This is a genomic window from Vibrio sp. B1REV9, assembly GCF_905175395.2.
In the GTDB taxonomy this organism is placed as follows: Bacteria; Pseudomonadota; Gammaproteobacteria; order Enterobacterales; family Vibrionaceae; genus Vibrio; species Vibrio alfacsensis.
Genome location: NZ_HG992746.1, coordinates 612,597 through 638,392, shown reverse-complemented (window position 1 = coordinate 638,392; position 25,796 = coordinate 612,597). Strand labels below are relative to the sequence as shown.

Genomic DNA, 25,796 nt, shown 5'->3' with positions numbered 1-25,796 from the left:
AGAACCCCCTTTAAATCTTCATCGATTCTCAAAACGATTATAGTCAAGTAATCCAAATTCGATCGGTTGTTTTGTACGATACCAATCGTGGATACGATCGCTAAATGGCCAGAACTTTTCAGAGCTTCGGCGAATCGCAAAATTATCCAGTAACTTAACGTAATCTGACTCGGATTTTAGTGAGCTAAATTGATCGACAAATTCTTTTACTTGATCTTCTTCGATGGCAAAAAAAGCGGCAGGATAGCTACCCACAACGCCACGAACAATCGTCATGTCGTCGTTTTCGAAATCACGATTGCTTTCTTCATCAAACAAGCTAGAAATGTTGATGTGGGCGTTATTGTGAAGAAGAGTAAAGAGTTCATCTTCACCGGATTTGCTGCGTATCATCAACATAGTAATTTGCGGAACACTTTTTAGCCCCTCACCTCGAACCTGATTGATGCTAGCGAGTTGTTGCTCGCTTTCAACAGTCAAAGCTGTGTCTACAATATCGTAGCGGGGTAAGAGAATAGGCGAGACTTGTTTGCGCAAAATATCCAACAGTTCGGATTTAGGATCGTCAGTATGATAAACAACACTGGTTGGTTGGCTAAATGGCGCTACGTTGCGTTGTAGAAAATCACTCAGCTGACGAGGTTGATTTTTATACCAACTAGAATGCTCTTGATGGCGCATTTCAGCGGGCAGTAAAGCAATAAAGTTACTTTCGCCCTCAAGACGGAGAAAATCCATGAACATACGCGTGATGAGCTGGTGGCCAAAGTTGCCATATACATCAAATCCTGCAACTAGGAGGTAGTGTATGCGCTCCAATAAAGCGTAGTCCAGTATCCAAGCCGTTTTAGGCTGTTCACCGACTAAGCCTTGGACCACAGATGCACTGTCAAAATGACGAAATACCGTGAGCGCTGCATTTGGGTTTGTACCGCCCCCATTCCAAATGACATCTGTAGAAAGATGCTCTCCGTTCTTGAACCATTGGTTTAAAAAGTCGGATTTGGCTTGAAGATAGCGCGCTTGCTGACGCGAGTATTTAACCCAGTTTGTGACCGGTAGAGTATTGCTTTCCAGTTCACTTGGTAGCTTAAGGTTCTCAGCTTGAGAACGATAAAATTCATTGACCTCAGGAATATCCGCCTTATCCGGGTCAAGGAAGAAGACCCAAAAACGATCGTTAATGACATTGAGCGCAAGTTGCCCCCGACACACCGGGCCTTTTATGTAGGCCATGATGGTATTTTGCGCATTGTCTAGCATGAACTTAAAGCGTGATTTTACCGGAAGATCAATAAACGCAGTCATTGGATTTGCCGCAATGTCAGGAGCGTAGCTAGGAAGTTTTGCGACGTCGTAATCAGCATCTATGAACCACGCTTTCCAGTTTTCGATGCGTTGCGTGTTTAACGCAAATGGCATGTGGGTTTTATCCACAATCGTCCCTTGTTCTGCAATGATGCGGTAGTAAACGCGCTCAACGCCTGGGTTGTCGTAGGGACGACGCGTCGTAATACGTTTTACTGGCTCTCCCGATGGCGTAGCAGAGCGCACGAGTACGAAAAATCGAGGCTCGTCGTTAAGGTCCGAAAAATACAGGTGGGATAGGAATAAGTGTTCGTAAATATAACGAGCGGCAAGTTGGTTTTTGCGTGAACTCTTATTCAATAATGTTTCGTACTTTTCAATTTCGGCTTTCTGTTGATCAGTAAGCGGAACATGTGCGTTCATTACTGCACCGTTCTCTAACCAATTCATTAATGTTTGATGTTCTTTGCCAGTGAGGTTAGGCATCCCAAAAGGCATACCCCAAGTTGGGTTGTCGTGTTCGTATTGATCGTACTCTTCAATGGTCGGACAGGTTTGTCCACGGTCAATAGAAAAATCAAACCCTTCGAGTTGTACTTGGTCTGGTAAGGGATGGCGCTCTTTCTGTAGCAGCATACGCGCGATTAAACCAGCATCCATATTGGCAGCCATACTTTGCTCTCGTTCATTAAGCACCGGGTGAAAGCCAGCATCTCGCCATTCTTGTGTGGTTTGCGCATCTTCAAATAAACGTGTTGGTGCCGCCGCAGTCAGACGAGTTCCTTCGTAAACCAGCGCTTTACTCGCTCCACGATCAATGCCTTCTACTGATGAAAGTTTGAGTTGGCATGGCGCATCATAACAGGCGTGACACACGACGCAGCGATTGTCGATGATGGGTTTTACGTCATGTTGAAAGAAGTCGGCAGGGGGTGTATTAAGAGCAACAGTACGCTCACGAACTTGCTCGGGACCAAACAAGTGATCGTAGTTTAATCCTGCATAGGTGGCACAACCGGCGAATAGAGTGGCGAACAATAATGTAAAAATTAAGCGCAAATTCATTGATTTATTTTGAGTTAATTGAATTTCCGTTAATTAAAGCAAATTAAGCCGCTAAATACCAAAAAACAACCAGAATAAGCACGAAAACTAAAAGAAAACCCACCAAGGCTGGTGGGTTTTTTCGGTAGTAGCAAAAGAAACTATTTCATTTTCTGAACTTCTTGTTGAAGTTGGTCAAGTTGCTTCATCTTCCCTTGCAGACCAAGAGACTGATAGTCGATAGCGGCTGGATTCATCAACTGCCCCTGCTGCATTGGGTAGTCAGGTAGAGTCTGGAAGAATTCACCAAGTACGTCTTGAATTGGTACGAATAACCACATGTTGTCCGCCATCCAGCGTAGATACATGCCAGACTCATGTGGCGCTTTTTCAAATGGGTCTGCACGTAGATGAATGATCTGTGGCCAGTTTGGTGAGAAGCGAATCGCGTTAGAGATATCACCTTCAAGAACCGCAAAGTTCAGTTTCCAATCATGCCAACGTACGGCGTTTAGCTCCCCATTAGCAGTGAAGTAAAGGAGTGACTCGCGTGGCGCTTTTTCCTCTTTACCTTGGAAGTAAGGCATAAAGTTGTAACCATCAATGTGTACGCGCCAATCTTTACCATTCGCTTTATAGCCCTCAGCCAGTTTCTCTTTCACATCTGGAACGCCAGCCGCCGCCATCAGTGTTGGTAGCCAATCTTGGTGTGCCATCATCTCATTGATTTTGGTTCCTGGTTCGATCACAGCAGGCCAACGAACTAATTGAGGAACACGCATACCACCTTCCCAAGTGGTGCCTTTCTCTCCGTGGAATGGCGTTGCGCCGCCATCAGGCCATGTTGCTGTCTCCGCGCCGTTATCGGTTGAGTAGATAACAATGGTGTTATCAGCAACACCCAGTTCGTCAAGCTTATCTAACAAAACGCCAACGTGGTCGTCATGCTCTAGCATGCCATCAGCGTAGATACTAATACCAGATGCGCCTTGGTATTTCTCTTGTAAGCGTGTCCAAACGTGCATTCGAGTGGTGTTGTGCCAAATAAAGAATGGCTTATCTGCTTTCACCGCTTTTTCCATAAAGGCCAGTGACGTTTCTAGGAACTCTTCGTCTGCATGCTCCATACGCTTACGCGTCATAGGTCCGGTATCTTCAATTTTACCGTCAGCAAACGACTTAATAACTCCGCGAGGACCGTAGTTTTTGCGGAATTCTGGATCTTTCGGGTAGTAGTAGGTTTCTGGTTCTTCTTCTGCATTGAGGTGGTAAAGGTTACCAAAGAATTCATCGAAACCGTGGTTGGTTGGTAAATGTTGGTCTTGGTCACCTAAGTGATTCTTACCAAACTGGGCGGTCATGTAACCTTGTTCTTTTAGCAAGTCAGCAATTGTTGGCGCCCAATCAGGGATACCATGTGTTGATCCCGGCATACCAATGGTAAGCAAACCAGTGCGGAATGGCTCTTGGCCAGTAATAAATGCAGCACGTCCGGCAGTACAAGATTGCTGACCATAGTGATCAGTAAATAGGGCACCTTCATTAGCAATACGGTCGATGTTTGGGGTTTCGTATCCCATCATACCTTGGTTATATGCACTGATATTCCAGTAACCCACATCATCACCAAATATCGCAAGGATGTTCGGTTTGTCTGCTGCAATTGCTGCGCTAGAGGTTGCCAGTACGCCGATACCGACAGCTAGCTTGCTCATTTGGTTAGCCATAAAAACTCCAAATCGGTTGAAAGTTGGAAAAGAAGAAAGAATAAGCTCTTAATTCGTTGGCTATTAAGTTAATGATGTTGTTGAAGAATGTCGCTTTATAGTGGTTATAACCATAGGTTATGCATTTGTGTAAAACATTGAATATTATGTGGATTTTTGATTTGTCGGCTGTCGAGACGAAAATTGAAGCGAGACATTGGTCACGTTGAACGCCTCTGATAACATGACAACGACCTTAGTCTTAAATGAACGATTTCTATGCTACATGATTCGCACTCGTTTGTTTTGTGAGCTATATGTTTGTGTGCAGGAAGCACATTTTTAAAACAGACAGAGGTTTATATGACAGCGAAATATGGCGTTAAACGCCGATTAGCGATTCTTGCCGCTGCTTTAATTGGCGCGACAAGTAGCAGTATCGCAGCAGAGAAACCGAATATTCTGGTCATTTGGGGGGATGATATTGGTCAATCGAATATCAGTGCCTACACATTTGGACTAATGGGATATAAAACGCCAAATATTGATAGCATTGCAAAAGAAGGCATGATGTTTACTGATTATTATGGTGAACAGTCATGTACTGCGGGACGCTCTACTTTCATTACAGGGCAATCAGTATTAAGAACAGGGTTAAGTAAAGTTGGACTTCCCGGGGCGGATTTGGGTTTGCAGGCGGAAGATGCGACTATCGCTGAAATGCTGAAACCGCTTGGTTATATGACAGGTCAGTTTGGTAAGAACCACCTTGGTGATAAAGATGAACATCTGCCGACTAACCACGGTTTCGACGAATTTTTTGGCAACCTTTATCATTTGAACGCCGAGGAAGAGCCTGAGAATGTAGATTACCCGAAAGACCCAGAGTTTCGTAAGAAATTTGGTCCTCGTGGCGTCATTAAATCTTATGCCGATGGAAAAATCGAAGATACGGGTCCACTTACTCGTAAGCGTATGGAGACCGTCGATGAAGAAACGTTAGATGCGGCGCTTGATTTTATGGATCGAGCAGTTAAAGCTGATAAGCCTTTCTTTGTTTGGTGGAACGCAACGCGTATGCACTTTCGTACTCACGTGAAAGAAGAAAACTTGGGTAAAACGGGCATTAGCTTCTATGCGGATGGCATGGTAGAGCATGATAATCAAGTTGGTGAGTTGCTAAAAAAAGTGGATGATCTCGGTATTAAAGACAATACAATTGTCTTTTATTCAACCGATAATGGCCCCCACATGAACTCGTGGCCAGACGCGGGTACAACGCCTTTCCGTGGAGAGAAGAACACAAACTGGGAAGGTGCATTCCGTGTACCAGCATGGTACGTTGGCCGGGTAAAATTGAACCGGGCAGTGTCTCGAATGAAATCATGCACCATATGGATTGGATGCCAACGTTAATTGCCGCCGCTGGTGATAATCAAATTAAAGAAAAACTGTTAAAAGGCTATAAAGCGGGCGATAAGACGTTCAAAAATCATCTTGATGGTTATAACTTCTTACCTTACCTAACGGGTAAAGAAGAGAAAGGTCCACGTGAAGAAATTTTCTATTTCACGGATGACGGTGATTTGAGTTCTCTTCGTTTCCGCAATTGGAAAATCGTGTTCTTAGAGCAGCGCGCTCAAGGAACACTGCGTATATGGGCAGAACCATTCACCCCGCTGCGTGTTCCTAAGATTTTTAACCTACGTATGGATCCTTATGAAGTCGCAGATATTACATCGAACACATACTATGATTGGCTGATTGATCATGCGTACATGCTAGTACCGGCACAGGCTTATGTTGGTAAGTTCCTAGCGACGTTTGAAGAATTCCCGCCAAGACAGAAAGCGGCGAGTTTCTCCTTGGATCAAGTGATGGAGAAACTTCAGGAAAGCCATAATAAATAGATTGATTGCAACTAAACGTGGGGCTCTTCGGAGCCTCTTTTTTTGCGCTCTGTTTTAGTTTTCCTTAAAAGTCATGTAATTGCTTGTCTAATAAGAAGAAATACTTCTATCTTTTATTAGAGATAACACGATCACGAAACAAGGACAGTTATGACTCAGTGGGCAAGTTGGAAGCAGGCGGTAATCGGCCTTGCTGCGCTCGTCAGTTTTTCTCTGTTTGCACAGGAAACGCCGCAATCAACCGAATCATCAACGCTAACTTATGTAGGCAGTAAAGCTTGCGTAGATTGTCACCAAAAAGAAACCAAAGCGTGGCAAGGCTCTCATCATGATATGGCGATGAGATATGCTGATGCACAGTCCGTATTGGGTGACTTTAACGAGCACACGTTTACATTCGAAGGAAAGCCAAACCGTTTTTATCGAAAAGGGGACGAGTATTGGGTCAATATCCAAGGTCCAGACGGAGAGTGGCACGACTACAAAATTAGCTACACCTTTGGGTGGGAACCGCTTCAACAATACATGGTGGAGTTTGAAGATGGACGAGTCCAGCTCATTCCTTTTGCATGGGACTCGAGAACCAAGCAACAAGGTGGTCAGCGTTGGTTCCATCTATACCCTGACACAACCCCTCAAGATGAATTCTATTGGACGAATACGGGGCAAAACTGGAACTTCATGTGTGCCGATTGTCACTCTACCAACTTAGAAAAGAACTACGATGCGCAAACTAATACCTATTCGACGACTTGGTCAGAGATTAATGTCGGCTGCGAAGCGTGCCATGGGCCTGCCAGTGAACACGTAGCGTTAGCAAAACTTGCAGAACAGTTTGGCAAATCGATCGCTTCTGCCAATCACTATGGTTTTGACCGAGATTTAGGTATGGCAGTAAAAGAATGGATCTACGAAGAAGGGCACAGTACGCTCCAGCCAAAAGAAATAGCGATGACGCACCAAGTTCAAACATGCGCGCAGTGCCATAGTCGTCGTACGCAGCTCAACGAAACTGAAGATCACGTAAAAGGTTCGTTCCTAGATAAATATCGTCTTAGCTTAATCACACCAGAGCTCTATTATCACGATGGTCAGATCTATGACGAAGATTATGTCTATGGTTCATTTTTGCAATCTGCCATGGCGGAAAAAGGCGTTACTTGTACTAACTGCCATGATCCGCATACCGCAGAATTGAAGATCCCAGAAGAAGCGGTTTGTGCTCAGTGCCATATTGCGTTTGACTACATGCCGGAAAATCACACTTTCCATGATGCGAATACCGAAGCATCTAAATGCACAACGTGCCACATGCCAGAAACAACGTACATGCAGGTGGATCCCCGTCGAGACCACAGTTGGCATGTTCCGCGCCCAGATTTGAGTCAGCATATTAATACTCCTAATGTGTGTACGTCATGCCACGAAGATGAAACCAATCAGTGGGCGAGCCAAAAACTCAACGAGTGGTTCCCAAATTCCAACTACCGCAATCAGCAGCACTTTTCTGTTGCCTTTTATGCCGATTCGATAGGGCACCGCGGTGCGCCGGATGCATTAGCTTATTCAGCACAAGATGCCTCATTGAGTGACATTATTCGCGCCTCTGCATTGGAACGTATGGGGGGGAACATTGGTAAAAATACCTTGGTCGCGTTGGCAAGAGCGGTAAAGCATGAAAACGATATGATTCGTTTGGGTGCAATAGAGGGATCGTCTGGTTACGAGTTTAGCGATCGTTGGCAAATCCTTGAATCGCTTTTGTATGACCCAGTGCTATCTGTACGGGCAGAAACTGCAGGCGCATTAGTCCGTCATTATTCAGAAATGAATCCACTTCAACGCGATAAGCTGAGAGAACCGTTAGAAGATTATATAGACATCCAACGTTTTAATGCCGATCGCGGTTTTGGACGAACGAATATTGCCAATGTATATCGAGATCTTGGTGAGATAGATAAAGCCATCATGTCTTACCGCAAAGCCATTGAAATAGAGCCTTATTTTGAAAACAGCTACGCTAACTTAGCGGATTTGTACCGTGCACAAGGTAACGAAAAAAAAGCGTTGGAAACCCTGATGGCCGGGATGGAAGCGCAGCCTAAATCGAGCGCGTTACCTTATAGTGCTGGCTTGGCTTGGCTTCGTGTTGGAGATGGCGCTCAAGCAAACCAATACTTGAAACAAGCCGCTGAAACTGCCCAAGAAAATCCACAATACTGGTATGTCTATGGACTCGCGTTAGAAAAGAGTGATGCACTGGCGGCAAGTAAAGCTTTGAATACGGCGTATCGAGTCGGAGGCAATCCACAACATCTTTATGCTGAGTGTGAAGTGCTAGCGAGGAATTATAAGCAGGGCTCAATTGCTTTTGCGTTTGAGCAATGTGTTAAGCAGCTTAGTGAGTTTGCACCGCCAGAAGTTATTGAGCAGTTAAGGGCAGTAATAACGAACGCAAGATAAAGAACTTGGCAAGGAAAAGAACTGGCTAGTTACAAAATAAGTAGGTATGAAGTTTATAACCAATAGTTATGACGCTTGTGAGTAGGATGTATACAGCAAAAGATTGAATATTCGAGGAAAAGTTATGAACCACGCACAACAAGCTATTAATGAATTAATCGAACAAACAGAAAAAAGCGTTATCGGACAAAGTCATGTGGTTCAGGCTTTGGTGATTGGACTATTAACCAACGGCCATGTGTTACTGGAGGGTCTGCCGGGAACAGCAAAAACACGATCAGTGAAATCTTTAGCGAATCTGCTTGATACCAGTTTTGGTCGAATTCAGTTTACGCCAGATTTGTTGCCATCGGATGTGACTGGCACGGAGGTGTATCAAGAACTGGATGGAAAGCCGCAACTGCATTTTCAACCAGGCCCTATTTTTAACAGCATTGTTTTGGCTGATGAGGTCAACCGTGCGCCAGCGAAAGTTCAAGCAGCACTGTTAGAAGCGATGGCAGAGGGAACGATTACAGTTGGTGATAAAACGCACGTGCTACCAGATCTTTTTATGGTGCTAGCAACGCAAAATCCAGTCGAGCAAGAGGGGACCTACCCATTACCTGAAGCGCAGATGGACCGTTTCATCATGAAAGTGACCGTCGATTATCCTGAGGATGATGCAGAGCGAGACATTATTCGTCTTGTACGTAGCGAGGAGTTGGGGTCGGAAATCAGCAGTGAATTGGTGACACCGAAACACATTTCTTCCGATCTGGTTCTTGAAGCCCGCCGTCAGTTGCCATCAATCGCGGTTTCTGATCTTGTTGAACGCTATATTGTGGCTTTAGTCATGGCGACTCGCAAACCGGAGCGTTACCCAGATTCACAATTGCAGCAATGGGTTGAAATTGGTTCAAGCCCTCGTGCCTCAATCTCTTTAGACAAATGTGCTCGTGCTTATGCTTGGTTACAAGGTCGTGACCACGTCATACCGGATGACGTCCGCGCGATGGTGCCATCTGTACTCGGTCACCGCTTTTCACTCTCATATGATGCACTTGCAGATGGTGTTGATCATCAACGTGTGGTGCAAGAGTTGCTTGATTGTGTAGAAATCGGATAAGCGGGAGGGACTATGGCAAAGCCAACGCTTGCTCCTCAATCCCAAGGGCTCGATCCTCGCTTGTATTGCGATTACTCACGCTTGGTGCGTTTACAAGCGCAAGCCGAATCCTTCAGCCTACTGCCTCACTTAAAAGCGGGCAGTGTACTTTCTGGTCGTCATAACTCATTGTTCCGCGGACGTGGTTTGAACTTTGAAGAACTGCGCCATTACCAACTAGGGGACGACATCCGAAATCTAGATTGGAAAGTCACCATGCGCACAGGCAAGCCTCATGTGCGTAGTTACACCGAAGAAAAAGATCGTAATGTGATTGTTTGTGTTGATCAGCGAAGTGCGATGTTTTTCGCCTCGACCGAGGTCATGAAATCTGTGGTCGCTGCTGAAGTCGCTGCTATATGTGGTTGGCGAGTATTGAAAGACGGTGACCGAGTCGGATTTGTTATCGCCTCTGATTCTGCTCTATACCACAGCAAAGCCCAGCGCTCACAAAACGATTTGCTCGCTCAACTGAAGCGACTCTCTCAAGCCAACCAGCGCTTAAATGTGGACTCGTTAGATTCAGATAAAGTGACGTTCAGCAAATGGATTGATCTCATCAAACGGATGAAGCTAAAACAATCTACGCTGATTTTCATCAGTGATTGGCGCGATTGCGAAGAGCACCACCTTGATCACCTTAAGCAGCTTCAACAGCACAACGATGTCCTTGCGGTGATGGTAAGCGATCCTTTAGAGCAGTCGCTACCTCAAGATTTGGAGAAAGTGAAATGGGTGATTGGTGATGGTCGTTACCAACTCAATTTAGATAGCAAAGCAAAAGTTGACGCGGCGAGCGCAAGCCTTAATGAGAAAGCGCAATTACAACGTCAGTCACTTGCACAGCTAATGGCAATCAAAAATCTCCCGCATATTGAACTCGATACAACAGGTGAGCACATTACTCAATTTCAGAAGCGAATTGGAGGTCGATAAATGACGGAACTGCATACGCCTCCAAGTACTTATATTTTACGTGAACTTCATGACGTTACCGTGCCGGAAACTGTCAGTTGGGTGCCACAAACCATAGGTTGGAAGATCCTTGCCGTCGTTGGTGCGATTGTACTTATGTATCTGGGCTACCGACTTGCGCACTATTGGTGGGATAACCGTTATCGTAAAGAAGCTATTGAAGCCATTTCTCGCGTGAATCCAGATGACGCGAGTATGCCCAAAGCGCTGTTCTCGATTTTGAAAATTGTATTGATTCATCTCGATAGTCGTCATGCTCGCTTGTTTGATACCGCGTTCCTGCGCAAGTTAGATGAGCTTAACCCCAAGCATAAAATGTTTGATGACGAACTCTCCAAACGATGGCTGAAAAGTATCGTTGACCCAAGTATTGAACTGGGAAAAACAGAGCGTTTACAACTTCTTGAACGCGCAACTGAGTGGGTGAAAGAGCACGATGAGAACGCTCACAACATTGAAAAGCGCACGCTTGCCTACAAAGCGCGGGCGTTAAAAGGAGGTCGCCATGGGTGATCTTCTTGCTTCATGGCTTGGCATGAGTAGTTTTGAATTTGAGCATCCGTTTTGGTTCATCATCTTGCCGCTGCCTTTGGTGGTGTATTTCCTCGTCCCAGCTTACCGCACCAAACAAATGGCGATTAAAGTACCGTTTTTTCGCCAGCTTGTGGATGCCATTGGTGAAACACCCTCAGAAGGGGCAAGCCAACTCACCCCGAGCTGGTGGCAACGCGCGACGCTGATCATTTCTTGGCTCTTAGTTGTGACCGCAATGGCAAAGCCGACGGTACTTGGCGACCCACAGGTGCGTGAAAGTTTGGGGCGTGATGTCATGGTTGTGGTCGATTTGTCAGGTTCAATGGCAGAGCAAGATTTTACATCAAAAACCGGAGAAAAAATCACTCGTCTTGATGCAGCCAAAGAGGTGTTGAGCGACTTTGCCAAAACGCGTAAAGGCGACCGTCTAGGTCTGATTTTGTTCGGCGACGCAGCATTTGTGCAAACTCCGTTCACACCCGATCAAAAAGTGTGGTTAGAGCTCCTTAACCAAACGGATGTGGCAATGGCAGGGCAGAGCACTCATTTAGGCGATGCCATTGGTTTGGCTATTAAGGTGTTTGAGCAAAGCGAAGAGTCTCGTTCTGATGTTGAAAAGAGCAAAGAGAAAGTCGCGATTGTTCTGACTGATGGAAATGATACTGGTAGTTTCGTCGAGCCGATTGATGCAGCAAAAGTAGCGAAAGCCAAAGACGTACGTATCCACGTGATTGCCATGGGTGATCCACAAACCGTGGGTGAAACCGCGTTAGATATGGAGACCATCAAACGAATAGCAAAAGAATCCGGAGGTGAAGCGTTTCAAGCCCTCAATCGTGATGAATTGGCTAAAGCCTATGACGAAATTGGTCAGTTAGAGCCGCAGTTATATGAAAGCACAACATATCGACCAAAACAGAGTTTGCATCATTACCTCATGGCTTTGGTGGTTGCGATGTATTTAACTGCGTTCACCTTGGCGACATTTAAGCGTCGTCGCCTTTCGGTAAACAGTGGTAATTCTGCTCAAACGGAAAGTGAAAAAGGAGGGCGCCATGTTTGATTCTCCTTTATTTGGGGTTGGAGCAGAGCAGTTTTTTACTCAGTTCCACTTTATTCGCCCGCTGTGGCTCATCGCTTTTATTCCTATGCTCCTTTTATTGTGGTTAAGATGGCGAGAAGAAAGCAAACCAAGTTGGAAAGACATTCTTCCAGAGCATTTACGCCAAGCACTGACGATCGGTGAGTACGGCTGGCGTAAGCAATTGCCACTGAAACTGCTGATGGTGATTGTGTCGATTGCCATCATTATCTGTGCGGGGCCAACCTGGCAACGTCAAGCATCACCATTTGGTGAAGACAAAGCATCAATGTTAGTTATCCTGGATAATAATGACTCGATGCTGCAAAAAGATTTACCACCTAGCCGACTTGAACGATCTAAGCAGAAAATTCGTGATTTGTTAGACGCAAGAAAAGGCGGCAGCACAGGGTTAGTGGTTTATGCAGGGTCAGCGCACGTTGCGATGCCAATCACGCAAGATAGTAAAGTATTCGAACCTTTCCTTGCGGCAATAACGCCGGAAATTATGCCCGTCGAAGGTAAGTTGGCTGAAAAAGCATTACCACTGATTGATCAGCAATTGCAAGGTCTGCCAGGTTCAACCGTACTTTTAGTCACAGATGGCGTTAACCCTGCAACCATCACGGCGTATAAAGGTTACTTTGAAAATAAGCCGTATCAGCTTTTGATACTTGCCGCGGGTAACTCGGACATGGTTTCTAATAACCCTGTGGATTTGGATTCGTTGAACAACCTAGCCAGTGTGACTGGCGGGCGTCTTGTTGAGGTGACCGTCGATAATCGTGATATTGAAACACTGAATCGTTTAGTTGAACGCAATATGCAATTAAACGGAGAATCGTCCATGCCTTGGAAAGACATGGGATATCTGCTGTTGTTGCCTATTGCCATTATCATGCTGCTTTGGTTCCGTAAAGGTTGGTTAGTGCAATGGTGTGTGGTCGTAATGGTATCTACATCGATGTTTATGACGCCAAAAGCGATGGCTGAGAACATTTCTCTTAAAGCAGAAAAGCCGGAAGTAATTCAAGAAGTCAGAGCATGGGATAAAGCCGCACAATGGTGGTGGGATCTTTGGTTAACACCCAACCAGCAGGGGCAACGTCTATTTAATAAAAATGAATACTTAGAGGCAGCCAAGCACTATACCGATCCGCTAAGAAAAGGGGTGGCTTACTATTATGCGGGTGAGTACAAATCAGCGCATAGCGCATTTTTGGCGTTGCAAAACGACGCTTCGCCAGAGGCAAAAGATTTTGGTTTGTATAATGCAGCGAGTGCACTTGCTCGCCAACGCGAATATCTGGCTGCTCGTGACTTATTGCAATCTCTAGCGGACAAAGACACATTGAGTGATAAGTTGCGACCAGATGTAGAACATAACCTTAAAGTGATTGACGGAATCGTTGAAGAGATTAATCGCACTAGTGAGAGCCAAGCAGGATCGACGGATGGTCCAGAAGAGTCGTTTGAATTGGATCAGGATAAGCCCCGTACCGCAGATGGTGCAGATGAAAAAACCGTTGCAGAGCTAATGCTTAAAGAGACGTTAAACGCAAATGAAATATTAGGTAGTCAGGAATTGGCGGATAAATGGCTAAAACGTGTCGAAGCCGATCCTAAGTATTTCTTACGTGCGAAGTTTCAAATACAGCTGCGAGAGCCTGTTCAAACCGAATTGGATCAAAAACAAGAGGGCCAAGCACAATGATGCATGCAATAAAACTTGGCAAGCACGCTTTGGCTAAGTCTATTAGTCCAATTCTAATGGTTTGTGCGCTGGTATTTTGGGGTGTGGCTAATGCTCAAGATCCCCAAGCGTTTTTGAAGCAAGAAAACGATGTTGAATTGTTGGCTTGGGTTGGGAAAGCAGGCGTAACATCTGATAATAAAGAAGCGGCTAAGTTCAGCGTGAATGAGCAGGTGATCTTGTACATTGATGTGGCCACTCCACGCTGGTTTACACGCGGCACACGTATTGGTAGCGTAGAAATTCCTAACGTGATTGCGAAACAGCGCAATCAATTAGCGACCAATTATACCGAGCGAAAGGACGGTCAAACCTGGTCACGTCAACGCTGGGAAATTACGTTGTATCCTCAAGCTTCTGGTGAGTATGTCGTTCCTCCAATTGCTGTTAGTGTTGAAGTGTCGGCATCCGATGGGCCAAAGATGTCAGGAGTGCTTTATACACAACCGATCAAGTTTGAAGCGTCAATGCCGTCGGGTTTACTTAATCAGGAATCTCAGTGGTTTGCTGCAACTAACGTGGAAGTGGACCAGAAATGGCAAACGTCAAATGATGATTTAAAAGTAGGAGATGCCATCACACGTACTATCACGATTGATGCACAAGACAGTCTTTCGGTATTATTGCCAGATCTTCTGTCAAATGAATCGACAGCCAGTTATCAAGCGTACCCGAAGCCTAATCGTTTGGATGACACACAAACGCGTGGCGACTATCAATCACGTCGTATTGAGGAAAGTGTGTATGTTATCCAACAAGGTGGTGAGTTTGCGTTACCTGAGTATCAGTTTCAGTGGTGGAATAGCAAGAATCAGCAACTTGAAACGGTGATTGTGGAAGGCAAAACGTTCAAAGCTAAGCACACGTTGAATTCATTTATCCGAATGTATTCTGGATGGCTTGTGGGTTTGTTTGTTACTTTGTTTGTCATAGTCGGCGCTGTATTGATCGCTCATCGATATTATCAAACTCGACCAACACCACCGTGGTTGATGTTCCATCGAATGATAAAAGCGCAGCAATGGGGAGCAGTCAGAGCCATTTTGTATCAACAACTCAGAGCGAATACGGGGCTATTAGAAATGAATAAAGCCAATGATTCAAAAGATTGGCAGCAACGCTCGAGACAGTTACAGAGTGGTGAAGAAAATCGAGGATTAATGCACTCGGTTTGGAGAACCATTAAAAATATGAAGTCGAAACGTTTTCAGTTTAGGCTCCCTAAAGCGTTACCTAAACTGGATGACGTTGACCAAACGAAAGAGTAGAGCAAATAACGTCAATATGTTCAGGTCCACCATATTTATGTGGGTTCATTTGCTAATGCAAAGGCGTCAGCGTTAATATGGACGCTCAGTTTATTGATGTAGTGGATTTTTAATGAGCCAACAATTTATGCAGCGCGCCTTAGAAGTGTCGCGCAGTGCGCTTCCTGATTGCCAACCAAATCCGCCAGTGGGTTGTGTTTTAGTGAAAGATGGCCAAATTGTATCAGAGGGATTTACCCAAGCGATTGGTGGCAATCATGCAGAAGTAGAAGCACTCAATGCTTATCAAGGTGACGTATCTGATGTGACGGCTTACGTTACGTTAGAACCATGTTCTTTTGTGGGACGCACGCCGGCTTGTGCCAAAACTCTAGTGACGAGCGGCATCAAAAAAGTCGTGGTTGCTATGCTTGATCCAGACCCACGTAATGCGGGTACCGGTATCGATATCCTTAAAGCGGGTGGCGTTGAAGTGGAGGTGGGCTTGTGTGGTCAAGAAGTCAGCACCTTTTTGACACCTTATTTAGGTAAATCCTGAGATATCAGTCCAATACGCCGTCAGCGCGAGGTCAAAAATACTTAAAACATGCATCGGCGCTCAAATCTGGTGTTCCGAGTCGTTAAAGATCAAACTGTTAGCTAAAATGAAACTAATGTCCTGTTTGATGTGTACAAGATGAAGAGCACCGATTTAAATCTTATTCCTATTTTTGTGGCAATCTATGAAGAGCAAAATTTATCAAAAGCCGCTGCTCGATTAGATATAAGCCAACCAGCTGTCAGCAAAGCTTTGGCACGTCTACGTGATATCTACGATGAGCCACTATTTCATCGCAGCACTTCAGGGGTTGAACCAACCAGTTTCGCGATGGACATTTATCCAGCCATGGGAGCCGCGCTGAAAAACTTTACGTCGACGCTCTCTGCCTCAAGCAGTTTCGATCCTAAAGTTTCTAACCGTATTTTTTCGATTGCTTGCGTCTCGGTTGCTAGCTACGAGTTGATGCCTCAACTGATGCGTCAAATCCGCAAAAATGCGCCGAATGTAGGTCTGGAAGTGCACCCATTGTTTACGGAAGATTATGAAAGTGACCTGCGCTTACAACGATATGATTTGATTATCGATATGCCACCGCGTGGTCGAACAGTCTTAAAATTAGAACCTGTGTTTTCTGAGCGTTTGATGGTGGTGTGCAGTATGAATCATCCGCGTATTCATGATTCTTGTTCGGTAGAGCAGTTCTTGGAAGAAGAGCATGTCGTGGTGTCACGCTGGCATGCACGTAAAAGCTTGATGAATGAAGAAGATATTGCAGATTTAGCGCAGCGGAAAATTGTGTATCGTGCCTCTGGTGCAATGGAAATGCTGCCGGTTATTGATGGTAGTGAATACATTGGTATGTTGCCGTTATCGACCATTCAGCATTTTTCTAACACGTATAACATCAAAGCGGTTCCACTGCCTTTTAATGACAAAGTTCATGACCTTTGCGCTATTTGGCACTCCAGCCGCCATAATGAAAGTGCACACCAATGGTTGAGAACTCAACTCAAGCAAGCTGGGAAAGCGCTCTAGTAATGCAGAGTAGAAACTGGCCCACTACGGAAGCTGTGAGTTAGCTCTCTGTGAGTTTTAGATAGAGTACACAGACAGAGCGCTCAAGTTTTGGGCGCTCTATTTGTATCAGAGATGCTTAATGCATTCTTAAATCGTACATTACAGTTTTTGAATGGTGTCCACATCAATCTGGGTTGTCGTCCACTCAGAATCGACTTCACCACGTATTGCGACTTTGTCTTGTGGGGAAACATCTTGGCCACGCCAGTCTTCATTATCGATCTCGACTTCAATTTGGCCTGTTTCGTCTTTGAATAGGTATGTTTCATCACCTAAGGCTTGCACAATGTTACCCGTTAGCAATACGTAACTGTCATCTGCGGCATTTTGTGCATCTTTAACTGTGCTAATTGCAGCAGTGTCAGGGCCAGTAAAGGCTGCCAACGCTGAACCTGAAACAAGTGCTAGCATTGACATAACGATCAGTTTTTTCATTTCAATGGCTTCCTAATTTAGAAGTAGTACGTAGAACCTAGATTGATAGAAGCAGTATTTGCGTAACTATCCAATTGGTATTTTGCATTTGCACCAATAGTGAGTTGTGGGAAAATTCGGTACTCTGCACCCACAGAAACCATCGCGCCTAGTTCGTTAGAGTCATGTTTGATTGCAGGGCCTTGTGCAACTGAGCTTTCGTGGTCGGTTAGCTCATTTTCTGTTTCTAAGTATTTACCTGCGTGAGCTTCGTATTGTGTGTAAGTCAAACCTGCTTTTACTTTTGCAGACCATTTTTGGTTTAGTGCGTAGTTAAACACTGGTGCTAGAGTAATTTGTTTTGCCTTGATTGATGAATCCCACTCCATTTCTTTTTTGATTCCGGTTGCAGGATCAAAGCTTTCAAATCGTGAATGACTGTCATCTAGATCAAATTGCTTGTATCCCAATTCAATGCCCCAAACATCATTCAGTTGATAGCCAATGAAACCGCCAAAAATACCGTCTTCCAATTCTGGATTAAGATTTACACCATCCGATTTAAAGGTTGTTTCAAAATCGTGGTCAGTGGTGCCGAATCCGTATTCCAAGCCAACATATGGCGCAGCCGCAGCAGAAAATGAAGTAGCAGTAATAATCGTTAGGAGTGTTTTTTTCATTTTTGTTTTTACCTCTTCGTTTTGATGTGGGCATTGTGTGTGAAGAGGTGTGAAGTGATCGTGAAGAAATTGGTGAGTATAGGAAAAACTCCCCCAAAAGAAGGGAGTTTATTAGATGAAGCGTAAATTCATGAAGATAAAGATCGAATGAAGACCGACTAGTAAATGGTGCACCACTCGTTTTTCATGTCAATCAGGTGCCAATTATCGCGTTGTTTGGCTTCATCCATCGCTTTGTTTAAGCGGCCAACGCTGGATTCTCGGTCATATTTCCATTCACGCTCTGCGTCAGTATGATGAACAATCATCGCCATCGAGTTTGGTTGGCTTGTGGCCCATTGCATCATTGCGTGGTCCCCATCGGAGTTACCCACTGCTAACACTGGCTTCTTGCCAATGATGTGTTGAATGTTCTCAACTTTACCTGCTTTATCATCAATGGTTAGGATTTCACCAAGTTTGGTGACTGTTGGCTTGCCGTCGTTATAGTCGTATTTATACTTTAGTGCGCTACCTATAATTTGCTCTTCAGGAATGTTGTAGATATCAGGAGCCCATACACGCATAAAGTCCACTCCACCACCAGAGACAATGTAAGTTTTGAACCCGTGAGCTTGTAGATAGCTAAGCACTTCACGCATTGGTTTGTAGGTCAGCTCTGTATAAGCTTCTCCAAAGCGTGGGTCTTTTGCGGCTTTTAGCCATTCTGCAACCATGTTTTGGTATTCTTCAACGGTCATGCCGCTATGCGTTGCTGTTACAATTTTTAGCAGCGCTTCGTCACCGCCTTTAAATACATTCTCTAGATCATCGTTTAGAACAGACTTAAACGGTTCGGTGGTTTTCCATTCTGGATGATCTTTTGCTAAGACTTTGACTTCATCTAGCGCGTAGGCAAGCTGGTAGTAATAAGGCTTTTCAGACCACAAGGTGCCGTCATTATCAAACACGGCGATACGGTCGGGTTCAGGTATAAACGTATTTTTTGAGATGTCCGTTGACTGATCGACATAATTCACTATTGCGGTTTTACTCGTGCCGTCTTTCCAAGATGGCAGCAAATTTGGGTCGCAATCTAAAGCCATCGCTGAAAACGATAGGCCTGATAAGACTGCAATGGCACAGATGTGTTTTTTCATGTTGTTATTTACCTTAGCATGGATGCATTACTTGAATGCATGTGAGGTTAAATATTAATGAGAACAACGAAGTTTAGGCCTCTTTCCCTAACCATTCTCCGAGCCTGAGACGTGTTATTTGCTAAGAATACGCAAAGGGGCAATCACATTAATGTCGCTTCTCTGGCGTAAATGTCGTTTAATCCGCATCTTTTGCAAGGCGAAGACCCATGTCCGACATAATTATAGACTGGCTTGCAAAGTCTCGACGGAAATTCTCTGATTCATCAGAATCATAGGCAAAACTGCCACCGCGAACGGCCTTATGTGCTAAGCCAGATTGTTCATTTTTTGCGTTGTTTGGGTTATCAGTTGGCCCATAGCGATAGAAAGTATCATCGAAAGAATCAATCACAAACTCGCCAACGTTGCCTGTCATGTCATAAAGGCCAAGCTCGTTAGGTTGCTTTTGGCCCACTGGATGTGCGCGATTTTTTGAGTTATCGGCGAACCAAGCAACGTCTGCAATATCGTTTGAGCCTGCGTAAGTAAAGCCTTGGCTCTTGTTACCGCCTTTGGCTGCAAACTCCCATTCAGCTTCAGTTGGCAGGCGATATTGTTCACCTGTCAGCTCGTTTAGCTTCTCGATGAAGTAATTCGCCTGTTGCCAACTCAAGTTATTAACCGGAATCTCTGCGCCTTGGAAGTAGCTCATTGATGATCCCATAACCGATTCAAACAACGCTTGAGTGACTTCGAATTTAGAAATGTAAAAGCCATCGACAGTCACTTTTCGTGCTGGAGTTTCTGCTTTCTTGGCGGAGGGGCTGTCTGATCCCATGACAAATGAACCGCCTTCAACTAACACCATATCTTGGTCAATATTCAGCGCGATTGGATGAGGAGCTTGAGTCGCACAACCACTCATTAATACGCTGAATGATAGAATGGAAAGTACGGATAACGATTTGCTTTTAAATGATTTCATCGATGGTTTCTCGCCAAAAAATTCACGATAAATAGTAGCAATAAACGCTATGAAAAAAGGTTATAAACGGTATAACAAGCCTCTAGTATTAATGGGATTTATGATTAGGTCATCAAGGTGAGAATGGCACGCTTATGAGCGTTCTCAGCTGCATTTCATAACGAAAAAGGTGACGTATGCACATTACTCAAGGTCCTCAGTTCAACGGTAAAGCCTCTAAGCGTTTACATGTCATGGCAAAGCCTATTGGGGCGGCTTGTAACATTGATTGCACTTACTGCTATTACCTCAGCAAACAGGACTTACTTGAGTACAAGAAAGGCTGTACGCCAGTGATGGATGAAGAGACGTTAGAGACCTACATTCGTCAATACATTGAAGGGCAGAACACGCCGGAAATCATCTTCTCTTGGCAGGGGGGGGAACCAACGATGTTGGGCTTGGATTACTTTAAACAGATCGTCGAGTTCCAATCTAAGTACAAGCCCGAAGGCGTAGTCATTTCTAACGATTTACAAACCAATGGCACGTTACTCAACGACGATTGGTGTGCGTTTCTAAAAGCACATAACTTCTTGGTCGGTTTGAGTATCGACGGGCCAGAAATGATACACAATGCTTACCGAACCAACCGTGCAGGTCGTGGTACGTTTAATCAGGTGATGAAAGCTGTTGAACTGCTGCACAAACACGAAGTGAAGTTCGCAACGCTGACTTGTGTAAACAACTTAACCAGCCGCAATCCGCTTGAGGTCTACCGATTCCTACGCGATGAAGTACGTTCTCCGCAAATGCAGTTCATTCCAATTGTGGAACAGAAAACTTTCCGCACTACCGCTCCACAAACGTGGGAGCCGCAAGAACAGCTAAAACAAGGTGACAAGCGCCTTATTCCTGGTCACAAGGACTCAGTAGTTGAGCCATGGTGTGTGGCAGACGAGGCGTGGGGTAACTTCCTTATTGCGATTTTTGATGAGTGGATTCAGCACGACATTGGCAAGGTGTTTGTTCAGTACTTCGAAGCGAGTGTTGAAACTTGGATGGGGCGTAAAAACCCACTTTGCACGCTAGGCGAGATTTGTGGCAAAGGCTTGGCAATGGAACCAAACGGTGATGTCTTCACATGTGACCACTACGTTTACCCAGAATACAAAATTGGCAATATTCACCACGAAAAATTAGACACGTTGGCCTATGGTCCTGAGCAGCAAAAGTTTGGCTTTGCCAAGACCCGATCGTTAACCAAGCAGTGCCAACAGTGTGATTACCAATTTGCTTGTTACGGCGAGTGCCCAAAAAACCGATTCATTCGCACCAAAGACGGCGAACCCGGGTTGAACTACCTTTGCGCAGGTTGGAAAAAGTTCTTCTCTCATGCTGATAAGGCAATGGCATACATTCTTCGTGCAACGGGCAACCCTGTCGCACATGGCAAATACAGTGATGCAGTGTTGCGCCAACAAGCGACGAAGCGTTCTGTATTTGAAACCAAATTTTAAGGGGATTGCTATGATATTCTCAAAAACACTGTTAGCCATCGCATTAAGCGTAACCGCAAGCCAATCTGTTGTTGCGCAGGATGAAACTTTACTTGCACCAGACCAAGTCTCTTTAGCGAGCGTAACTAGTGGTCAAGAAGTTAACACTGCACAAATGACGCCACAGCAACTGGTGGCAAAATGGTCTTATCAAGCCCAAGATGTGAAACAGCCAGTAGAAAAGCGCATTGAAGCGCTGCGTGAACTGGCGAATTATCCAAGTCAAAACGCATTGGTGGCGGTTGCGCGCAGTCTACAAGATCAAGAGCCCGCGATTCGTGAAGCGGCCATTATTGGTGCAGCACCTTACACGATTGAGCATCGCTGGCGCATGATTGAACCATTATTGAGTGACCCAGAAGCCATGGTTCGTTTTACCGCTGCGACCAACTTAGTGCGTGATTTTTCTAATATCAGCAGCGAGCAACAGCAAACGCTTGAAGTCCCGGTTGCTGAACTGATCAGCTATCTAGATAGCAAGAAAGATGACGGCTCGAAACTGCTATTGGCAGATGTGTATCGTTGGCATCATGAATGGGACAAAGCGGAAAAAAAATATCAAGCTTTGGTGACAAATCAACCTGAAAATCCACAAATCTGGTTAAGCTTGGCAGACAACTACCGCGCGCAGCAACGCGATGCAGATGCAGTGAATACATTGGATTCTGCGATAAAACTTCATCCTGATAACGCGTCTTTGCATTACTCGAAAGCACTGACACTGGTGCGTTTGGATGACAAGAAAAATGCAGCGACAGAAATCGAAAAAGCGGCCAACATGGCAAAAAATAACAGCTACTACTGGTATCTCAATGGTGTACTGCAAGAGGACCACAACCTAGACAAATCGGTGAAGTCTTTTGAGCAAGCGTATCTAATCTCTGGTGCTCCGGAGCAGCTTTATGCGGTTTGCGACATCTATGTTCGTTACAACAATCCGAAAACAGATGAGTGCTTGGGCGAACTAGAGAAAGTCGCACCAAGCTACGTGATTGAGCAATTGAAAGAGAAGAAAGGGCAGAAGAACGCCAAAGTAAATCGCTAACCTTATTCTGAATCTTTTGCTTTAACGTAACACACCGAAAATGGAATATTGAGGCGATTAAACTCTTTGATCCAACGCCATTGTTATCTTGGAGTTTATCGCCCGGGCCTTTCACTTCAATCCATTCAAACTTCCCATCTTTAAATGCAATCAAATCCGGCATGCCGTTGCGATAGAGTTTCAGATCACTTAACTGCACATTAAACAGTTCAACCAACAGGTCATTAGGGATATGTTCGAGTGCTAGCGACAACAACTCTTCGTTTATATACGCCCAACTGACGAAGGGATTACTGATCCCTACTTTATCTCTGTATGTATCAAGCAGTGCTTGCGTATTTCCTTGTCGAATCTGCTCAAACGCATTGTCGATAAGCTGCTTTCTTTTATCGGCAAAATCGGCGTGATACAAATCCAACGGTCTATGTTGATAAGCGTTAATGAATGCGCCTTCTATTGGTGCAAATATCGCATCCCACAAGGCTAAACCTAATAAGCTATTGAGCAGGGTATTTTCGGAATAGAAAACGGTCCAACCTAAACTTTCGAAATGTGCTTTGGTTGCGAATTCTACACGTTGCTGTGAGAGATCCAATTCGATGTGGTACTCACTGCATTTAGGCTTGGTGGATCTCGGGACTTTCAAACCTTGTTTACGCTTAATGCGTTGTTCGAGCTTTTGTGCGACTTCAAGCTCGGAGACATCAATAGGGTGAGCGAGCATATCTGTGACAATGTCACAAAATGAATCGTTTTGTTCTAGCTTGTCGTAGATGCGAGCACGACGCTCCCGGCTTGGGGTGAGTGTCGTTGTTTTAAACAATGAAATCGCAGTCTCAAGCTCGTTTATGCGTTCGTAATCACGAGCAATGTCGTTAATCATGTGCTCACGTTTACGGTCGACGTAATCATGCTCGACGCGATCGGGCATCGCTTTGATTAGAATATCGAGATTGGCCTTTTGCTTTCTGTCGCACTGCCAATAGAGGTTGGAGAGTTGGCTGAGTTCAATAAGGCGATCGATTTGTTCTCTGCTCTCAAAGAATCGACGCGCTTTACTTAACTGGTATTGTTCGAATTGGTGTAAGCCTAAATCGTCGAGCACGAACTGGCTGAGATCTTGATGGGTATTGGCAAAAAACAGCGTCAGCAAGATATCTATCATGTGTGCCGAGTTAAGCTTAATCACCGTGAAATCCAGAGCCGAAAACTGATCGAAACTCTCTTCACTTAGGCATGCGACTAATGCTTCTTTCTTAAGGGATTTAGGATGCTCAGGATAGAGCGCGATGATTTCAGGCTTGGTCAGTAGATTCGCTGCTAATTCTTGTACTGTTAGGTCAGAGGAGAGTGATACAAAATCATGGACCGCCAATTCATCTAAAGCAGATTGGATATTTTGGATTTCTTGATAGTTGAGTTTGTCGCTACGAAACCAACACCCTTTGCGGCTGTATAGGCGAACAAGAAGGCACTGTGCAGGCTTGTTTAGGTTTTCAAACGCGGATAGCCATTGGTGCTCATCTGCACTAAGTAAATCGCTGTACAACAGGGTAGCGTGCTGTGTGAGCTTAACGAAGTTATCGAGGTAGTAATCAGGCGCGAGTTCGACGGTGTTTTCCATAACCAACTAACAATAAAAAAGGCTTAACCCATAGGTTAAGCCTTTTTCGAATCAATTTCTGCAAATCTATTAGAGAAATAGAACTGGACTGGCGATTAAGCGTTTTTTAGTTGCGCTACTTTCGCTTCAGTTAGCGGCTTAGTGATGAACGCTAGCACGATACACACTGCCATCATTGCTGCAGAGATAGTGTAAGCTAGTGTGTAGCCGTCACCGTTAGTCATTGAGAAACCAACAACAGCTGCACCGATTGCACCACCGATACCCCATGCTGTGTAAAGCACGCCGTAGTTAGTACCGTAGTTCTTCAGACCGTAGAATTCAGCCGTTAGAGTAGGGAATACTGCTAGAAGAGTACCGTAACCTACTGCTGCGATTGCTGTACCGATGATTAGCGTGAACTCAGTTTTGAACGTTGCGAACAGAACCATGTTGATGCCCTGTAGAACGAACGCTAGAAGAAGAGTACGTACGCCACCGATCTTGTCTGCAAGCATACCTGCCGCTACACGACCGCCCGAGTTAAATACCGCAAGGATAGACGCTAGGTAAACCGCGTTTGGTAGGTTCGCTTGAACGCTTGCGATAGTTGTGATGTTACCGATGATCATAAGACCAACAGAAGCTGCGAACGCGTACATGATCCATAGAGAGTAGAACTGTGGCGTTTTAAGCATTGCTTTCCAAGTTAGGTCGTCAGACTTCTTCACAACCTTAGGCGCTTGACCTTCTTTTACTTTAGGTTCAGCTGGCGTGTAATCCGCTGGTGGGTTGTTGATTGTTGCTGCTAGAGGAACAGCGATAGCAAGGATACCAACACCAAGGATCATGAAGCTAGTTTGGATGCCCATGCTGTTGATAAGAGCAGAAGTTACCGGTGCTAGGTAGATAGCCGCTAGACCAAAACCTGCTGCAATGATGCCGTTAACCATACCTTTCTTAGATGCGTGGAACCACTTCATTGCTGAAGGAGAAAGACACGCGTAACCAAAACCGATACCTGCACCAGTGATCACACCGAAAGTAATGTTCAGCATTAGTGGTGAGTTAACAAAACCAGACGCGATCATGCCTAGACCTGTTAGAACAGTACCTAGGATAAGGATCAAACGTGGACCCATACGGTCTTGAAGAATACCCGCAACAAGAAGACAGATAGAGAAAGTAATCGTTGCAGTCGCGTAAGGTGCAGATGCTTCCGCCGCGCTCCAGCCTGATTCAGTCACTAGTGCTTTGTTGAATACACTCCAAGCATACAGGATGCCAAGACAAAGGTTGATACAGAATCCTGCTAGCAGGATGCGCATAGCTTTATCAATCTTGCTCATTTTTGTTCTCAGTAATACCTCTTGGCGATTAGCAAAGAGGGTTCGGTTTAAAGATAGGGTTTGCTCAAAATAAGTTTGCGTTTTTCAACACATAACGTAATGAGCGCGGATTATAACCAATAAATGTGTGATTGGAATCTCTTTTTACCCCTAAATCCAAAATTAATTTGAAATATTAAAAATAATTGTAATCGACTTGTGCTTGGTGTGCGCAAAATGTTGATCTGACGTAAAGAAGCGTTGGTTTGGTAATG

General features: G+C 44.9%; 18 protein-coding genes and 2 pseudogenes. 12 read left to right on the top strand and 8 right to left on the bottom strand.

Features of this window, described 5'->3' with window-relative positions:
• Positions 1–18 precede the first annotated feature (18 nt).
• Complete coding sequence (locus tag KHN78_RS17070; RefSeq protein WP_211917509.1) at positions 19–2,373, bottom strand: fatty acid cis/trans isomerase; 2,355 nt, start codon at positions 2,371–2,373, stop codon at positions 19–21.
• 140 nt (positions 2,374–2,513) lie between these two features.
• Positions 2,514–4,079: an arylsulfatase gene (locus KHN78_RS17065; protein ID WP_211917507.1), complete on the bottom strand. Its 1,566-nt coding sequence runs from the start codon at positions 4,077–4,079 to the stop codon at positions 2,514–2,516.
• Between the two features lie 342 nt (positions 4,080–4,421).
• Between KHN78_RS17065 and KHN78_RS17060 the strand changes: the two are divergent.
• The 10 genes and pseudogenes from KHN78_RS17060 (at position 4,422) to KHN78_RS17015 (ending at position 16,765) form a co-directional block, all read left to right on the top strand.
• Positions 4,422–5,968 (top strand): annotated as a pseudogene (locus KHN78_RS17060) (arylsulfatase).
• 150 nt (positions 5,969–6,118) lie between these two features.
• The gene (locus tag KHN78_RS17055) at positions 6,119–8,431 is read left to right on the top strand and encodes a cytochrome c3 family protein (RefSeq protein ID WP_211917505.1); all 2,313 of its coding nucleotides are present in this window, start codon (positions 6,119–6,121) and stop codon (positions 8,429–8,431) included.
• Positions 8,432–8,555: 124 nt separating this feature from the next.
• Positions 8,556–9,539 (top strand): AAA family ATPase, encoded by a 984-nt coding sequence (locus KHN78_RS17050; protein ID WP_211917503.1) that lies wholly within the window; start codon positions 8,556–8,558, stop codon positions 9,537–9,539.
• Between the two features lie 12 nt (positions 9,540–9,551).
• Positions 9,552–10,514: a DUF58 domain-containing protein gene (locus tag KHN78_RS17045; protein WP_211917501.1), complete on the top strand. Its 963-nt coding sequence runs from the start codon at positions 9,552–9,554 to the stop codon at positions 10,512–10,514.
• Positions 10,515–11,066, top strand: a complete 552-nt coding sequence (locus KHN78_RS17040) for a DUF4381 domain-containing protein (protein ID WP_211917499.1) — start codon at positions 10,515–10,517, stop codon at positions 11,064–11,066.
• Entirely contained in the window at positions 11,059–12,150 is a 1,092-nt protein-coding gene (locus tag KHN78_RS17035; protein WP_211917497.1) for a vWA domain-containing protein, read from the top strand. Before KHN78_RS17040 ends, KHN78_RS17035 begins: the two co-directional genes overlap by 8 nt.
• Positions 12,143–13,882 (top strand): vWA domain-containing protein, encoded by a 1,740-nt coding sequence (locus KHN78_RS17030; RefSeq protein WP_211917495.1) that lies wholly within the window; start codon positions 12,143–12,145, stop codon positions 13,880–13,882. The genes KHN78_RS17035 and KHN78_RS17030 overlap by 8 nt, the downstream gene beginning before the upstream one ends.
• Positions 13,879–15,189: a BatD family protein gene (locus tag KHN78_RS17025; protein WP_211917493.1), complete on the top strand. Its 1,311-nt coding sequence runs from the start codon at positions 13,879–13,881 to the stop codon at positions 15,187–15,189. Before KHN78_RS17030 ends, KHN78_RS17025 begins: the two co-directional genes overlap by 4 nt.
• 112 nt (positions 15,190–15,301) lie before the next feature.
• Positions 15,302–15,727: a bifunctional diaminohydroxyphosphoribosylaminopyrimidine deaminase/5-amino-6-(5-phosphoribosylamino)uracil reductase RibD gene (locus KHN78_RS17020; RefSeq protein ID WP_211917490.1), complete on the top strand. Its 426-nt coding sequence runs from the start codon at positions 15,302–15,304 to the stop codon at positions 15,725–15,727.
• Positions 15,728–15,865: 138 nt separating this feature from the next.
• Complete coding sequence (locus KHN78_RS17015; RefSeq protein ID WP_128812798.1) at positions 15,866–16,765, top strand: LysR family transcriptional regulator; 900 nt, start codon at positions 15,866–15,868, stop codon at positions 16,763–16,765.
• Positions 16,766–16,906: 141 nt separating this feature from the next.
• On the opposite strand, the gene KHN78_RS17010 is transcribed toward KHN78_RS17015, so the two are convergent.
• From KHN78_RS17010 to KHN78_RS16995, 4 genes are all read right to left on the bottom strand, one after another.
• Positions 16,907–17,242, bottom strand: coding sequence for a YgiW/YdeI family stress tolerance OB fold protein (locus tag KHN78_RS17010; RefSeq protein ID WP_128812799.1), 336 nt, complete (start codon positions 17,240–17,242; stop codon positions 16,907–16,909).
• A gap of 17 nt (positions 17,243–17,259) precedes the next feature.
• Positions 17,260–17,901 (bottom strand): AcfA family outer membrane beta-barrel protein, encoded by a 642-nt coding sequence (locus tag KHN78_RS17005; RefSeq protein WP_211917488.1) that lies wholly within the window; start codon positions 17,899–17,901, stop codon positions 17,260–17,262.
• Between the two features lie 158 nt (positions 17,902–18,059).
• Positions 18,060–19,040: an HAD family hydrolase gene (locus tag KHN78_RS17000; RefSeq protein ID WP_211917486.1), complete on the bottom strand. Its 981-nt coding sequence runs from the start codon at positions 19,038–19,040 to the stop codon at positions 18,060–18,062.
• 178 nt (positions 19,041–19,218) lie between these two features.
• On the bottom strand, positions 19,219–20,007 hold the full coding sequence (locus KHN78_RS16995) for a formylglycine-generating enzyme family protein (protein WP_211917484.1): 789 nt from the start codon (positions 20,005–20,007) through the stop codon (positions 19,219–19,221).
• Positions 20,008–20,183: 176 nt separating this feature from the next.
• On the opposite strand from KHN78_RS16995, the gene KHN78_RS16990 reads away from it, so the two are divergent.
• Positions 20,184–21,506: an anaerobic sulfatase maturase gene (locus tag KHN78_RS16990; RefSeq protein ID WP_211917482.1), complete on the top strand. Its 1,323-nt coding sequence runs from the start codon at positions 20,184–20,186 to the stop codon at positions 21,504–21,506.
• A 10-nt stretch (positions 21,507–21,516) separates the two neighbouring features.
• Positions 21,517–22,590 (top strand): HEAT repeat domain-containing protein, encoded by a 1,074-nt coding sequence (locus KHN78_RS16985; protein ID WP_211917480.1) that lies wholly within the window; start codon positions 21,517–21,519, stop codon positions 22,588–22,590.
• Between the two features lie 2 nt (positions 22,591–22,592).
• Here the strand turns inward: KHN78_RS16985 and KHN78_RS16980 are convergent.
• Both KHN78_RS16980 and KHN78_RS16975 read right to left on the bottom strand, forming a co-directional pair.
• A pseudogene (locus KHN78_RS16980) lies at positions 22,593–24,214 on the bottom strand (VRR-NUC domain-containing protein).
• Positions 24,215–24,309: 95 nt separating this feature from the next.
• Positions 24,310–25,542, bottom strand: coding sequence for an OFA family MFS transporter (locus KHN78_RS16975; RefSeq protein ID WP_211917478.1), 1,233 nt, complete (start codon positions 25,540–25,542; stop codon positions 24,310–24,312).
• Between the last annotated feature and the right edge of the window lie 254 nt (positions 25,543–25,796).